The organism is Terasakiella sp. 4MB5A (genome assembly GCF_050058155.1).
GTDB lineage: Bacteria > Pseudomonadota > Alphaproteobacteria > Rhodospirillales > Terasakiellaceae > Terasakiella > Terasakiella halodenitrificans.
The window spans coordinates 1499058-1512731 of sequence record NZ_CP188815.1; the positions used below are offsets into that span (position 1 = coordinate 1499058).

Annotated in this window: 14 protein-coding genes; 10 read left to right on the top strand and 4 right to left on the bottom strand. The window is 47.0% G+C overall.

Going from position 1 to position 13674, the window contains the following annotated elements:
* The first annotated feature begins 140 nt into the window (after positions 1 to 140).
* From ACI0FF_RS06910 to ACI0FF_RS06930, 5 genes are all read left to right on the top strand, one after another.
* A complete protein-coding gene (locus ACI0FF_RS06910) occupies positions 141 to 1070 on the top strand; it encodes an electron transfer flavoprotein subunit alpha/FixB family protein (RefSeq protein ID WP_419799379.1) in 930 nt (309 codons plus the stop codon).
* Between the two features lie 191 nt (positions 1071 to 1261).
* Complete coding sequence (locus ACI0FF_RS06915) at positions 1262 to 2029, top strand: substrate-binding periplasmic protein (protein ID WP_419799380.1); 768 nt, start codon at positions 1262 to 1264, stop codon at positions 2027 to 2029.
* A 104-nt stretch (positions 2030 to 2133) separates the two neighbouring features.
* The gene (locus ACI0FF_RS06920) at positions 2134 to 3540 is read left to right on the top strand and encodes an aldehyde dehydrogenase family protein (RefSeq protein WP_419799381.1); all 1407 of its coding nucleotides are present in this window, start codon (positions 2134 to 2136) and stop codon (positions 3538 to 3540) included.
* Between the two features lie 153 nt (positions 3541 to 3693).
* Positions 3694 to 4128 carry a hypothetical protein gene (locus tag ACI0FF_RS06925; RefSeq protein ID WP_419799382.1) on the top strand — a complete coding sequence of 145 codons (435 nt, stop codon included), beginning with the start codon at positions 3694 to 3696 and terminating at the stop codon, positions 4126 to 4128.
* A gap of 27 nt (positions 4129 to 4155) precedes the next feature.
* Positions 4156 to 4743, top strand: a complete 588-nt coding sequence (locus tag ACI0FF_RS06930; protein WP_419799383.1) for a rhodanese-like domain-containing protein — start codon at positions 4156 to 4158, stop codon at positions 4741 to 4743.
* A gap of 73 nt (positions 4744 to 4816) precedes the next feature.
* Here the strand turns inward: ACI0FF_RS06930 and ACI0FF_RS06935 are convergent, their stop codons facing one another.
* A complete protein-coding gene (locus ACI0FF_RS06935; RefSeq protein WP_419799384.1) occupies positions 4817 to 5716 on the bottom strand; it encodes a LysR family transcriptional regulator in 900 nt (299 codons plus the stop codon).
* A 136-nt stretch (positions 5717 to 5852) separates the two neighbouring features.
* Between ACI0FF_RS06935 and ACI0FF_RS06940 the strand changes: the two genes are divergently transcribed.
* The 3 genes from ACI0FF_RS06940 to ACI0FF_RS06950 all read left to right on the top strand — a co-directional run bounded on the left by ACI0FF_RS06940 (position 5853) and on the right by ACI0FF_RS06950 (position 7656).
* Positions 5853 to 6401: a carboxymuconolactone decarboxylase family protein gene (locus ACI0FF_RS06940; protein ID WP_419799385.1), complete on the top strand. Its 549-nt coding sequence runs from the start codon at positions 5853 to 5855 to the stop codon at positions 6399 to 6401.
* Positions 6402 to 6475: 74 nt separating this feature from the next.
* Positions 6476 to 7141: a pyridoxamine 5'-phosphate oxidase family protein gene (locus tag ACI0FF_RS06945; protein ID WP_419799386.1), complete on the top strand. Its 666-nt coding sequence runs from the start codon at positions 6476 to 6478 to the stop codon at positions 7139 to 7141.
* Positions 7138 to 7656 (top strand): HPP family protein, encoded by a 519-nt coding sequence (locus tag ACI0FF_RS06950; protein WP_419799387.1) that lies wholly within the window; start codon positions 7138 to 7140, stop codon positions 7654 to 7656. The genes ACI0FF_RS06945 and ACI0FF_RS06950 overlap by 4 nt, the downstream gene beginning before the upstream one ends.
* Before the next feature lie 9 nt (positions 7657 to 7665).
* Here ACI0FF_RS06950 and ACI0FF_RS06955 read toward each other — a convergent pair whose 3' ends face one another.
* The 3 genes from ACI0FF_RS06955 to ACI0FF_RS06965 are packed head-to-tail and all read right to left on the bottom strand — an operon-like array spanning position 7666 to position 12851.
* Positions 7666 to 8406: a hypothetical protein gene (locus ACI0FF_RS06955; RefSeq protein WP_419799388.1), complete on the bottom strand. Its 741-nt coding sequence runs from the start codon at positions 8404 to 8406 to the stop codon at positions 7666 to 7668.
* 16 nt (positions 8407 to 8422) lie between these two features.
* A complete protein-coding gene (locus tag ACI0FF_RS06960; RefSeq protein ID WP_419799389.1) occupies positions 8423 to 10441 on the bottom strand; it encodes a CHASE2 domain-containing protein in 2019 nt (672 codons plus the stop codon).
* Between the two features lie 37 nt (positions 10442 to 10478).
* A complete protein-coding gene (locus ACI0FF_RS06965; RefSeq protein WP_419799390.1) occupies positions 10479 to 12851 on the bottom strand; it encodes an Ig-like domain-containing protein in 2373 nt (790 codons plus the stop codon).
* Between the two features lie 175 nt (positions 12852 to 13026).
* Between ACI0FF_RS06965 and ACI0FF_RS06970 the strand changes: the two genes are divergently transcribed.
* Both ACI0FF_RS06970 and ACI0FF_RS06975 read left to right on the top strand, forming a co-directional pair.
* A complete protein-coding gene (locus ACI0FF_RS06970) occupies positions 13027 to 13242 on the top strand; it encodes a hypothetical protein (protein WP_419799391.1) in 216 nt (71 codons plus the stop codon).
* Positions 13243 to 13436: 194 nt separating this feature from the next.
* A complete protein-coding gene (locus tag ACI0FF_RS06975) occupies positions 13437 to 13619 on the top strand; it encodes a hypothetical protein (RefSeq protein WP_419799392.1) in 183 nt (60 codons plus the stop codon).
* Positions 13620 to 13674 lie beyond the last annotated feature (55 nt).

Genomic DNA, 13674 nt, shown 5'->3' on the forward strand with positions numbered 1-13674 from the left:
ATCCTTTAAGGACGGATTTAAAAGAAGGCTGGGCCATCGTTATGAAATCTTTGAAGTGAAGGCACTTCGGCAAATTTCATGCCTTGTCCAGCCAGCTTTTAAATTCCGCCAAACTAATCCTATTTATGAGGTTCTGACCTATGTCTGTACTAGTTATTGCTGAACACGATAATGCGTCCATCAAAGACGCGACATTGAGCGCCGTTACAGCTGCTAAATCCTTGGGTGACATTACGGTTCTGGTTGCCGGGAACGGTTGTCAGGCCGCAGGCGATGCGGCTGCAAAAATTGACGGCGTCTCCAAAGTTTTGCTGGCCGATGACGCCGCTTACGATCATGAACTCGCTGAAAACATGGGCACATTGGTTGTGTCTTTGGCTGGTGATTACAGCCACATTCTGGCTCCTGCGACCACCAACGGCAAAAACTTTATGCCGCGTGTAGCCGCTCTGCTGGATGTTGCGCAAATCTCCGACATTGTCAAAGTAGAAAGCGCTGATACATTCGTACGCCCGATCTATGCGGGCAATGCGATGGCGACTGTACAATCCTCTGACGAGAAGAAAGTCATCACCGTACGTACGACCGGCTTTGATGCTGCTGCAGCTGAAAGTGGTTCTGCCACAATTGAAGCGATTGCAGCCCAAGGCGACAGTGGCAAATCTTCTTTCGTAGGCGAAGAATTGTCTGTGTCTGAGCGTCCCGAGTTGACTTCTGCCAAGATCATCATCTCTGGTGGTCGCGGTATGGCAAGCGGTGAAAACTTCACCCTGCTGGAAAAAGTTGCTGACAAGCTGGGCGCGGCCATTGGGGCCTCACGCGCTGCTGTGGACGCGGGCTTTGTCCCCAACGATATGCAGGTCGGTCAGACCGGTAAAATCGTTGCCCCGGACCTTTACATCGCCGTCGGTATTTCAGGTGCCATTCAGCACTTGGCCGGGATGAAAGATTCCAAAGTGATCGTTGCGATCAACAAAGACGAAGAAGCCCCCATCTTTAGCGTGGCTGACTATGGTTTGGTTGCGGACCTCTTTGATGCGGTACCGGAACTGGAAAATTCATTGACTTAGACCTGCCTTTCATCCCGCAATGAAAGCAGAAACTTAAGGGCAGGCCAATGGTCTGCCCGTTTTTTTTGTTGGTTTATGGCTGTAGAATTGTATTGAAAATATTGAATTGAAAGCTCAATTATAAATAATAGGAAGAGCATTATATAAAACGAAAGGGATATTTAATGAGAAGGGAGTGGTTAAGACAAACGTTGTCTCTCTTCTTTCTGGTTGGATTTTCTATCGGAATAAAGGCTGCATGGGCGCAAGATAAAGGGATTACAATCGTCACAGGCGATGACTATCCGCCCATAACATCACAGAAGCTGAAACACGGTGGACTGGGTTTGCGCATTGTCATGCGAGCGTTTGAATTGGCGCAATTCCCTGTGGAGGAAGTCAAATGGCAACCTTGGGCACGGGGGTATTCGTTGACACAGTCCGGGGTTCTTGACGCGGCTTTCCCGTGGGGGCCGACGCCGGAGCGTTATAAAATATTTTATTTCTCCGACCCAATCCTGCATATGACAAATTATGCCTATGTTCTGAAAAAATCGGATGTGTCGATTCACCAAAGAAAGGATTTGAAAGGCAAAGTCTATTGTAATCCTAATGGATATGGTGATTTCGGTGTGATTAAAGAACTCAAGGAAAAGAACCTGATGAAAAGGGAGGCGCCGTTGAACATGGTGTCTTGCTTTAAAATGTTGAAAGAGGGCCGGGTGGATCTGGTGGTTTCTCCCAAATGGGATGCGGATTACGGAATTTCCGGGGCAAAGCTGGATCTGGTGACCGTTCGACGTGAACCAATGAAGGTTGCACAAACGCCGCTCAGTTTAATTGTCTCTCTTAAAAATAAACGTGGCCCGCAAATTATTTCAGCCTTTAACAAGGGGCTGAAGAAATTGAAAGAAACGGGTGAATTTATCCGAATTTATCACGAGTTTGGTTTTGATGAATTTCTGGAACCCAATAGCTGAGTGCGCAGTTTTACGGATAAAATAGCACTTGTTTACACGTGTGTTTCTCGGCAAGATAAAAGTTACAAAAGAAACTAAAACTCTGACAGACGAGGCAGGAAAAGATGACAGAACAAACATATGCGCTGTTGATTGATGGAGCACAGGTTGCGACGGATGATCATTTTACGGTTTTGAATCCGGCAAACGGGCAACCCGTTGGTCATGCGCCCAAGGCATCAACAGCTCAATTGGATGAGGCGGTACAAGCTGCACGTACAGCTTTTAAAAAATGGAGCGCGGTTTCAGATGAAGAACGCCAGCAAGCTTGTTTGAATATCGCTGCTAAAATCGAAGAGCATAGTGAAGAATTGGCGACCCTTTTGACGAAAGAACAAGGTAAGCCGTTAAACGGCTTGGGTTCACGTTTTGAAATCGGTGGAGCAAAAGCCTGGACGCAAGTAACCGCAGCTTTACAGATTTTGCCAAAGGTTTTGCAGGATACAGAAGAGGGCAAAGTCGTTCTTCATCGCAAACCTATTGGCGTCGTCGGGTCTATCACCCCGTGGAACTGGCCGGTAATGATTGCGATTTGGCATATTATTCCAGCGGTGCGAACGGGTAATACAGTGGTTTGCAAACCGTCACCTTTTACCCCTTTATCCACCATCCGCTTGATTGAATTGATGAACGAGGTTTTACCTGCTGGTGTGGTTAATTGCATTACGGGGGGCGATAATCTCGGGGCGGCTATGTCAACCCATCAGGGAATCGATAAAATCGTCTTTACCGGATCGTGTGCGACCGGGCAAAAAGTGATGATGAGTGCCGCGGCAACCATGAAACGTCTGACTTTGGAGCTCGGCGGGAATGATGCTGGGATTGTCTTACCTGATTGTGATCCCAAGGAAATTGCGGAAGGACTGTTCTGGGGGGCCTTTATTAACAACGGTCAAACCTGTGCAGCGATGAAACGTTTGTATGTGCATGAAAGTCTGCATGATCAGGTTTGCGAGGAATTGGCAAATGTAGTGCGCACGATCCCGATGGGGGACGGTTTGGATGAGGCGAACGTCATCGGCCCTATCCAAAACACTATGCAATTTGAAAAGGTCAAAGGTTTGGTCGAAGATGCAAAACGCAAAGGGGCACGTATTTTAACAGGTGGCGAAGCAGGCGAAGGGCTATTTTATCCGACAACACTGATTGCGGGGGTTGATAATGGCTGGCCCATTGTCGATGAGGAACAATTTGGTCCGGTTCTCCCCATTATTTCCTATCGTGATATTGATGAAGTGATTGAGCGGGCCAACGACAGCCCCAATGGGTTAGGAGGATCGGTTTGGTCCAAAGATATTGAAAAAGCCAAAGAAATTGCCAGCCGACTGGAATGTGGATCGGTCTGGATCAATAAACATGGTGCGATCCAGCCCAATGCGCCGTTTGGTGGGGTCAAAGGATCCGGTATCGGTGTGGAATTTGGTGAAGAAGGCTTGGCGGAATATACCAATATTCAGGTGATCTTCAGTTAAAAGGCGATATTGGGTCAAGAACAGCCTGCTTCATTTTGAGGCAGGCTGTTTTTTTATGTGAAAAGAAATTGATAATTCGCAATGTACTTTACAATAAAATTATAATATAAGATTTAACTAATGTTTATTTCTGACTTATTGGAGTACCCCCGCATGATGAAAATATTCTCGTCTTTCGCCCTTGTCATGGGTTTAATGCTGTCTTCCGTTTCTTCCTATGCAGCTGATGCAGCATCAAAGACCTTTGTTGTGATTACATCTGAGAGTGTGGAAACACAGGGAATGGCCTTGGTCTTGAGCTTGCAAGCGCTGAAGAATGGTTCTGATGTCCGTATTTTGCTTTGTGATCATGGTGGGGATATTGCTAAAAAAGACTATCAGGCAACACCGCTGAAACCCTTGAACGCGACACCGCAACAATTGCTGAAAAAAGCAATATCAACTGGGGCGAAGGCTGATGTCTGTGCGTTATATCTGCCAAACCGTGGTCTGGGTATGGATGCTTTGATCGAAGGCGTTTCCAATGCCAAACCGCCGCAAATCGGGGCGTATATGGCAGACCCGTCCGTTCGTTATTTCACATTCTAATCAATGAATAGGACAGGAGGTTTTTCTATGAAATATGTTGCAGCGGCCTTGTTGGCATTTACGTTGATCGCGCCGGGTTTTCAGGCACAGGCGGCAGATGTTCCAACCAAAAAAACGGCACAAGTACAATCAGGCCTATATGTCACAGCAAAAGAAGCATGGGACATGATGCAAAAGGATGAAAAGGTTGTTTTGATTGATGTGCGCGACCCGATCGAAGTGATGTTTACCGGTTTTACCGATGAAACCGATATTCATGTCCCTTATCTTCTGAGTGATCGTACGAAGCAAAATGCGAAAAAGTCGGTTTATGCGATGGCAAAAAATCCGAACTTTGTGAAAGAAGTCAAAGAAGCCTTGTTGGCAAAAAATGTCTCGAAAGACACGCCTTTGGTCTTTATGTGCCGCTCCGGCAGTACGCGCAGTGCACCGGCGGCTGATCTGTTCTTCAACGAAGGATGGACGCAAAGCTATACAATGGTGGATGGCTTTGAAGGCGGTAAAAATAAGGAAGGTAATTCCAAGGGAGTGCGTGATGTTGATGGCTGGCGCAATTCCGGTTTACCGTGGGGCTATAAGCTGAACCTTGAAAAAATGTATATGGCCGCAGAGTAGATCTATCTAAGAACGAATGAGGGAGAGCGCAATTGTTCTTAAGCAGTTGCGCTTTTTCTTTTGAGTTTACGACCTAGTTCAGGTGAGGGTCGGCACGCAGACGTTCCACCAGATAATCGACACAGGCGCGAACTTTGGCGGAAACCATGCGTCCTTCCTGATGGAGGATATGAACAGGAAGGGGCTTTTCTTCAAACTCGGAAAGAATGATTTTCAACCGACCATCACCCAGATAAGGCGCGATTTGATAGGATAAAAGCCTTGAAATCCCAAAATCTTTGAGAACGGCTTCGATGATTGTATCGTTGGTATTGGTTTCAAAACGCGGATTGGCTTTGGCGTGAATGCGTGTGCCGTTTTCTTCAAACGACCATATATTTGATGACCCGACCGCATTGGATTGAAGGGTTTGATGGTGTTCAAGCTCGCTTGGATGTTGGGGGATACCGTGTTTTTCTAAATATGTTTGTGAGGCAAAGGTGATTTTGCGGACATAACCGACCCGTATGGCATTAAGCGAGGAGTCGGGTAAGTCACCAATGCGTACGGCAATGTCCATTCCTTCGTCGATCATGTTGACGACCCGGTCTAAGAACAGGGTGTTGAGATTGACCAGAGGAAAATCACGCAAGAAATCTATGAGAACAGGTGTTACATACATGCGTCCGAAAAGGGCGGGGGCGGTTACGTTTAACCGTCCGCGTGGCGCACTATGTGAGCCAATGGCAGCTTCCTGTGCCTCTTCCACATCGCTGAGAATACGTTGGCAATCGCGCAAAAAACGTTGACCACTGTCGGTGAGGCGTACAGACCGAGTGGTTCGGATAAACAGGCGACTGCCAATACGGTCTTCAAGGGAAGCCACCGCACGCGTGACAGCAGGGGGCGACATGGAAAGTTTTCGGGCAGCTGCGGCAAAGCCGCCCGTCTCAGCCACGTTAACGAAGACTTCCATTTCCAAAAATCGATCCATTTTATAATTCCATATATCGTAATAATAAATTGCATAATTAGTATATTAATATTTTTTATAAAACAATCTAACTTCTCTTTCGTCAAGGCGAACAAGCCTGAACGTTTTAAAACCCAAAAAATCGAGAGAGAAGAAAATGAGCCGTATTGCAGTTATTAAAAAAGAAAGTGCCACCACAGAACAAGGTGAATTGCTGGATGCGATCCAAGCCAAACTTGGCATGGTGCCGAACTTTTTAGGCGTATTTGCACAATCCCCTGATGCGCTGAAAGCTTTCCTTGGTCTGCACAGTATTGCGGAAAATGGAACACTGGATGCCCAAACCCGCGAACGTATCGCTTTGGCCGTGGCACAAGGGAACGCTTGCGAATATTGTTTGTCTGCCCATAGTGCAATTGGGCGCAAAGCTGGTTTGAACAATGCTGAAATCGATGCTAATCGCAAAGGGACATCGTTTGATGCCAAGGCCGCAGCGGCAGTCAGTTTTGCAAAAGCCCTGAACAACAATATGGGTGATGTGACGCAGGCCGAGTTCGACAGTGTGCGCACAGCTGGGTTCAGTGATTCAGATATCGTTGAAATTATCACACATGTTGGCATGAATATTCTAACCAACTTGTTGGGTAAAGCCACACACGTTGATATTGATTTCCCGAAAGTGGAATTGGCACAAGCCGCGGAATAATGCCCCGCCAACTGACGGGTGTTGTTCCTGAATGAGGCAACATCCGTCCTTTTTTTGTTTCAAGGAGGTTTGAAATGTCGCGCAGGTTTGCTGAGATTAGTTTTACACCGTCCGTCCGTGCCGCTCAAACGCGATATGGATCGCGCAAGGCCTATGCCGGATTGGAAGATCATGATCAAACACCGGATAAAATAGGGCCTGTTGAAACGGCTTTTATCGCGGCCCGTGACGGGTTTTATCAGGCAACGGCCAATGGGGACGGTTGGCCCTATGTCCAATATCGTGGTGGTCCCAAGGGGTTCTTGCGGGTATTGGATGAACAGACCCTTGGCTATGCCGATTTCCGTGGAAATGTCCAATATATCAGTGTCGGCAATATGGCAGAAAATGATAAAGTTTCTTTAATCCTGATGGATTACCCCAATCGTCGGCGTTTGAAAATTTGGGCACGGGCCAAATTGGTGGATTATCAGGATGATCCAGCTTTGGTTCAACGTCTGGAAGACCCAAACTACCGCGCCCGTGTGGAGCGTGGGGTCATTTTGATGGTGGAGGCAACAGACTGGAATTGCCCGCAACATATTGTGCCGCGTTATAGCGAAGAAGAAATTCAAATTGCAATGGAACCCTTGCTGGAACGACTTGATGAATTGGAACGTCAAGTTGGGCAGGAGCAAGGCGATAAAGATGCGTATCGTCAAATTTTTAAGAATAAGCGCCGTAAAGGAGGCGAACAATGATCGCAGTATCCAGAAAATATATAGATAAAATGATGGGTAACGATAAATTACCGCAACGGGCCACTATCGGGTTTATTATATTGTCTTCACTCGGTGCGACATTGGCGATAACGTTAAGTGTCTTTCTCAGCGCGATTTATGACTGCGCTTTGATGATGGCTCCGTTCGGTGCCAGTTGTTTTCTGGCATTTTCCTTACCCGACAGCCCGTTGGCACAACCCAGAAATATTGTGTTTGGCCATGTTTTATCTGCGGGTGCCGGTTTTATTTCGCTTTATCTGTTTGGGGATTATTGGTTCGGTGGGGCCTTTGGGGTTGGGCTCGCGGTCTTTTTGATGCTGATCACGCGGACCTCACATGCACCGGCGGGGGCCAACCCATTGGTGGTTTACGCTGCCCAACCGGATTTGATGTTCCTGTTGACCCCTGTGTTCTTCGGTGCCTGCCTTATTGCCGGGTTTGCTATTATTTATAATAATTTTAGACCAAATATCTGCTACCCGAAATATTGGTAATATTTCCCTTTAATTGGCGTTGATGGCTTCACGTTGGATAATCGCCAGCAGGCCACGGGCTTGATCGTTACATTCTTTTGCCGCCAGCGAGACTAAAAATTCAACATCGCTATAGGTGCGGTTTTCCAGGATATGCAGGTTGATAAGGGTTTTGCTATCCTTGCCTTCCTGCATAACCAGAAAACGGTCGCCATCGGTGATTTTTAGATTTTCCGGCCATTGGTTGATCTCGCCAGCATCTTTCCATTTGAGGGTTTCCGCCATACTGTCGGCAACATTAACCAAAGTAACCGTGGCATAGTTTTCTTTTTTATAACGATCAATAATCGGTTGCTTGCTGTCAATGATGCAATAATCCCCGGTTTCTGAAATGTTAATGGCAAGCGCCTGATCCCGTCCTTTCAAGGAAGCAGCTCGGATGGCCCCAACGCTGCTTGAATCTTCTGCCGTGGTTTTAACCAGACTGGCAAGGGCACGCATGGCTTTACTGTCCCCGCCGCCTGCACCGTCTTTTTCCAGCTTGTCTTTATAAGGGCCTTTCAGATGAAGGGTTTTTCCTTGGGCATTGATAAAAACAACGGATTTTTTATCGGGAATGTCAACGATAGTCTCAGATGTAATTTGATCACCCGCCTTAAAGGTTTTGATGGAAGATGAAATCACCACATACGAACTGGCAAAAGCTTGCGTGCTTAGCCCCATGACAAGGGCAAGGCCAGCGGTGAGAAGTTTTTTATTCAGTTTAAACATTGCCAAAGCTCCTTGGTTATTTCGTTGTGGCACGGTAAACACCGTCCCAATCCGCATCCGGTGGGCTTTCTTGCCACGCCTGAATGCGATTTTCATAAAGGGTGAATAAGCCGGGGATGTTAAAGGGGGCGGCGCTTGTACGCGCGCGCTTCAGATCTTCAAGTGCCTCTGCCCAATTTTGCGTCCGGTAGTTTGCAAGCATGGTTTCAAAATCATTTTTAAACGCGAGGAAGCTTTTATCCTGAGCAAGTTCATCCCCGCCCAGCAAAGTATAAATCCGTACGGCCTGTGTTTTCCCTTTGACCTGAATGAGGTCCAGTTCCACACAGGCTTGATCGGGGGCGAGGTTCAAGGTTTCTTCTGAAATAACCACGTCAACGCCGTAGGTTTTGCTTTGCCCTTCCAAACGAGATGCCAGATTGACCGTATCGCCCAACACTGAATAATCAAAACGTTGCTGGGACCCCATATTGCCCACGACACATTCGCCGCTATTGAGACCGATGCCAACCTTTAACGGAATAAAGGGTTTGTTGTTTTGTTTGGCTTCTTCTTCCAAGGTGGCATTTAATGTGACGATTTCATCTAGCATGCGTCGCGCGCTAATGCAGGCATTTTTGGCGTGTTCCGGGTCATTAACCGGGGCATTCCAGAAGGCCATGATGCAATCGCCCATATATTTATCAATGGTTCCGCGATGAGACATGATCTGATCGGTCAGTGGGGTGAGCATCCGGTTGATAAGGCGTGTCAGCCCTTCTGCATCATATTGTTCTGAAATAGTGGTAAAACCCCGTACATCGCAAAAAAGAAGGGTTAAAATTTTGGTTTCCCCGCCAAGTTTTAATTGTTCGGGCGCAGAGACGAGCTGGTCAACCATTGCAGGGGACAGATAATGATTAAAGGCATCTTGTACAAAGGCGGAATGCTGTTTTTGTTGGTATGCGGAATAGGCCGACCCCAATCCAATCGCCCCTGCGTAAGCCAAAAGCGGGGACAGCATGGGGACAACGACGGCCATTTCTGTAAAGAGCCAGATAATCACATAAGTGACGGCAACAACACCGGCCAAGGACAGCAAGATGCGCAACGCAGCCCCAATGGGAGCAAAGACCAAAATCGCAGCCAATAGGCCCAAAATGGTTGCGATTGTGATTTCTGCAATCAGGGAGGTGCCTTTTTCCGTGCGGTTTTCAATGATTTGGGACAGCATATGGGATTGGATCATAACACCGGGAATCACCCCGTCTTTGGGGCCGAGTGCAGCGGCAAACGGTGTTCTGTGACGATCCCCAAAGGGCAGGTCGGCCCCGATCATGACGATTTTATCTTTAAACCATTCTTTGGGCAAAAACTCGATCACATCAATCGCATACATGGGAAAGGCCGGAGTATCGGCATCCGGTGGGCTGCGATACTGGATACGGACACTTTCCTTTAAGGGTTCCGCGCCGACGGCCTTTGCAATTTCTGAGGCGAAACTGTATTTGAACCCGTTTTCCGTTTCTTTTCCAACAAAGACATTGCGCACAGTCCCATCAACAGGGTCTTTATACAGGTTTGAAAAACCGGAATGCACATCCAGCAGGTAGTCTTTTTGAAAAGAAAATTGAGTTTCGGTTAAGCCGGTTTCTAGGTCCGTCCATCCCGTGATAATAGGAATGTCGGATTTCTGTAAGAGAGTTTGTAGACGGGCATCTTTTTCGGCTTCGGTCGGTTGGTCAAACAGGATATCAAGCCCGATGGCCCGAATGCCTAGCCCTTTCAAATATTCGATTTTATCAGCGAGGAACCCACGGTCCACAGGGGACCGATAAGGCAGTTTTGCCAATGTTTCTTCGGTAATGCGCACAATCACAATCTGGTTATCTGTTTGTGAGGGCGTATTGAAGATACTGAACCGCATGTCGGAAGCCCAGTTTTCAGCAACCGAAATAATGCTGATATATCGGGCGGGCAGGGTGGCAAAGGCGACCGTCAAAATGACGATCGCGATTTGCACAATGACAAAGGTTTGCTTTTTTACCGTTGCCATATTTTCCCCTTTTTACGCTTATGCAAACGCATATGCCTTAGACTTTAACGGCCAATGGGAAGTCTTGTCCGCGTGAACTGATGACCGGGAATTGAGGTTCACGGCCCCCCTCTTCGCTGAGTTCAGGCAAACGGTCTTCAATGAAGCGCGATAGTCCGCGTATTGATACCAAACCGTCGTTTTTGCGTGGGTTGACACCACCACCGTTTAAAGCTTCCAAAATGGTGTAGGTGAAGGCACCATGTCCCAAGTCCGTTAATTCAACAGCAAACTGTTCTTTCGCGGCCCCCGCAATAACATGAATACCAGAGGTCCGGGACAGGCGGCTTAAGGCTTTACGTTCTTCAAAACCGCGTGTCTTGGCAACGGCGGCGCCAGATTTACAGCTATCCATTAGCATAACGACTTTTTGGGCCGGGATTTCGGCAACCCAGGCTTCCAGTTCGGATGACGGAATGCCTTTTTCACGCACATGATCTGGTCGTTCGGGATAGGTGACATCATAAGGCATGAAATACCAGCTTTCGCCCAAGGTATCGCCATGCCCAGCCAGATAGATCAAAACGACATCTTCGGGTTTGGCGTCCTCTTTAATCGACATCAAGGCGGCTTTAATGCCGGATTTGGTGGCCTGTTTATCAAAAACAGCGGTGGTGCGGATATCTTTAAACAGCTTTTTCGGTTGTTTTTCAAAGAAATCCTTAATGCCGATTGCATCCGGCACCCCGTAATTTAAGGACAGGGCCGGGTTACGGTAATCATTAATGCCGATGGCAGCAACATGCAGCACGCTTTTTAGTTCCGCACCGCTATAGGCGATTTTCACTTTGGCAGGTTTACTTTCAATCGCATCTTTGCTTAGCGCGATGGCGCGCAAATCGTTTTTACCCGGTGCCAATTTAATTTCGAAGTCGTGGCTGTAAACCTTATCTTCGGCGTCACCTTCATCGGGCATATGTTTGGCAACCAGTTTACCGTTTTGATAAAGACGGATTTCTTTGACACCGCCGCCTAAATCAGCGGCCTGAACACTGACTTCAAATTCATCGTCATCGGTGTTTTCATCGGAGCTGGGGCTGGCAATGGCGACTTCGGGCGGGGTTGCAAAGGAAACGGATAATTTTGGGCGTTCCTGAACGGTTGCCGGGGCTTCACTTGCGGATGCCATGGCGAGAACACCCGGTTCCATATGGCTTTCCCCAAACTGGTCCATATCCAGCGAGATATCGTCATTTTCCCATTTCACAGCCGTTAAGGCATCACCATCACCTTCAAATCCGCCGGTTTCAACATCCAGCGCGGCCCATCCGTCTTGCTTGGTTACAACAACACGGGCGGTTTCCTTACCTTTGTTGGCATCTAAAATGCGCGAGGTTCCATCCTTGCTGGCAATATGAACGACATTGTCACTCATACCGAATTCAACCGATTTGACTTCTTCGCTATTTTTGATTTCTGCGATGGTTGTTTTTGTCTGGATGTCGTTAATCTTGACCTGACCATCGGGGGAAGCTGTTGCTACTTTGGTGCCGTCGTCACTGACATTGGCTTGAGCTATGGGAGCGCCCGTGTTGACTTCGCTGATGGTTTTGCTGAAATCGGCATTCCATTTTTTGACGGTGCCGTCGCTTGATGTTGTGATATAGCCGCTATCATCTTTCAGAGCCTGAATATGGGTGACTTCAGATTTATGGGCTTTGACGGTTTTGATTGCCTTGTTACTGGTGCTGTCTACAATTGTGATTTTACCGTCATTGCGCCCGGCAAGTACCGTTTTACCATCGTTGGACAGGGAAACAGCCTTGAGCTGGCTTTTGGAAACTTTTGTTTGAACGGCTTGTTCTGGTTTTTCCGTATCAACGATGACCAAACTGCCGTCTTCCATTGCAACCGCTGCTTTTGTGCTTTTGTTTGAAACCGCGACGGCTGTCGGCTTGGTATTGGTCTGCGGTTTCCAATTACCTTTTGCTTGACCGCTGCTGGCATTGATAACGCTGAGAGAGCCATCTTCTGCCGCACTGAGAGCCGTTGCATTATGTTCGGACATGGCAATGGTGGTGACAGGTGCTTGATGGAGATTATCCACCTTTTTGACTTGACGCCCCTGATCCAGGTCCCAAATAGTCACGGACCCATCATCATGGGCCTTTAACATATGTTTTTTATCCCGTACGCTTGAGACTTTACCAGAAGTGATGGCATTGATTGCCGTGATTTTTTGCAAATCCACAGTTGCATGCGCGTTTACAACAAGGCTAAGGGAGCTGTTAATCGCATCTGTAATGGAGGATGTAACGGTTTGAGTAATAACAGAAGGCGGCATAAACTGAGCCAAGGCTGCGTTACTGGCCAGAACAGCACCAGCTGTTGTGATCGCAGTCGAGGTTAAAAATTTTCTACGACTAATCATTTTCCCTTAAACTCCCATTTGCGTGTTATTGGCTCTTTAGAAGATAACTGCAGATTTAGCGTCAAAACCATTATACCAAAAAGTTGATGAAATAGGTTACTTATTTTGCGCTTTGATGGACAAGTTCAGTAAAATCTTTTATACTAAAGCATAATGTAACAAGGAGCCGACCAGCATGAAAACAGCCCTTCTCAGCCTATTCAGTATGGCTATTTTGACTTTTGCACTGTCTAGTGCACAAGCTAAGTCTCCGACGGTAGAAAGTGTACAACAGGTTTTGGATAGTACGGTTTCTACCGTATCTCAGGAAGAAGCAGACAAAAAGAAGTCTAAGGAAGAAATGAAAGAAGAAATGAAAGACGAAATGAAAGAAGAAATGAAGAAAGAGTAGTTAAGATCGAAATCTGATAACTTTCATTATTTTTTTGTTGTCGATGGAAGTCGCAATGACTTTATAGATGGGCAGCTCCTTTCCTTGTGAGAAGAAAAGGAGCTGCTTTTTTGTGTTTTACTGGGTATGCCTGTGTCCTTTAGGCGAAGGTAGATCGATAGGAACGCTTTATCCTTGGGTGCCCGTATTTTTATATGGATACAGCAGAGGTGGAAACGAGCGTCGGTGTAGGCTCGCTGTCTGCATATTCAGCCCATGCTGTAAAAGTCACTGGAGGCAATTACAAGGACATAACGGCTTTTCTGGGCGGTGATGAAAATTCGGAAGTGATCTTGAAAGATGTGCCGATTTTATTATTCGAGATAACAGAATTATAATTTCAATATATTTGTAATTATTAAAAAATATCGAATTTGATATGTTCTGCTTCAC

Excerpts from the sequence above, each read along its gene's own strand:
- ACI0FF_RS06910 (WP_419799379.1), top strand. The coding sequence starts at position 141 with ATGTCTGTACTAGTTATTGCTGAACACGATAATGCGTCCATCAAAGAC.
- ACI0FF_RS06920 (WP_419799381.1), top strand. The coding sequence starts at position 2,134 with ATGACAGAACAAACATATGCGCTGTTGATTGATGGAGCACAGGTTGCG.
- ACI0FF_RS06925 (WP_419799382.1), top strand. The coding sequence starts at position 3,694 with ATGATGAAAATATTCTCGTCTTTCGCCCTTGTCATGGGTTTAATGCTG.
- ACI0FF_RS06930 (WP_419799383.1), top strand. The coding sequence starts at position 4,156 with ATGAAATATGTTGCAGCGGCCTTGTTGGCATTTACGTTGATCGCGCCG.
- ACI0FF_RS06935 (WP_419799384.1), bottom strand. The coding sequence starts at position 5,716 with ATGGATCGATTTTTGGAAATGGAAGTCTTCGTTAACGTGGCTGAGACG.
- ACI0FF_RS06940 (WP_419799385.1), top strand. The coding sequence starts at position 5,853 with ATGAGCCGTATTGCAGTTATTAAAAAAGAAAGTGCCACCACAGAACAA.
- ACI0FF_RS06945 (WP_419799386.1), top strand. The coding sequence starts at position 6,476 with ATGTCGCGCAGGTTTGCTGAGATTAGTTTTACACCGTCCGTCCGTGCC.
- ACI0FF_RS06950 (WP_419799387.1), top strand. The coding sequence starts at position 7,138 with ATGATCGCAGTATCCAGAAAATATATAGATAAAATGATGGGTAACGAT.
- ACI0FF_RS06955 (WP_419799388.1), bottom strand. The coding sequence starts at position 8,406 with ATGTTTAAACTGAATAAAAAACTTCTCACCGCTGGCCTTGCCCTTGTC.
- ACI0FF_RS06960 (WP_419799389.1), bottom strand. The coding sequence starts at position 10,441 with ATGGCAACGGTAAAAAAGCAAACCTTTGTCATTGTGCAAATCGCGATC.
- ACI0FF_RS06965 (WP_419799390.1), bottom strand. The coding sequence starts at position 12,851 with ATGATTAGTCGTAGAAAATTTTTAACCTCGACTGCGATCACAACAGCT.
- ACI0FF_RS06970 (WP_419799391.1), top strand. The coding sequence starts at position 13,027 with ATGAAAACAGCCCTTCTCAGCCTATTCAGTATGGCTATTTTGACTTTT.
- ACI0FF_RS06975 (WP_419799392.1), top strand. The coding sequence starts at position 13,437 with ATGGATACAGCAGAGGTGGAAACGAGCGTCGGTGTAGGCTCGCTGTCT.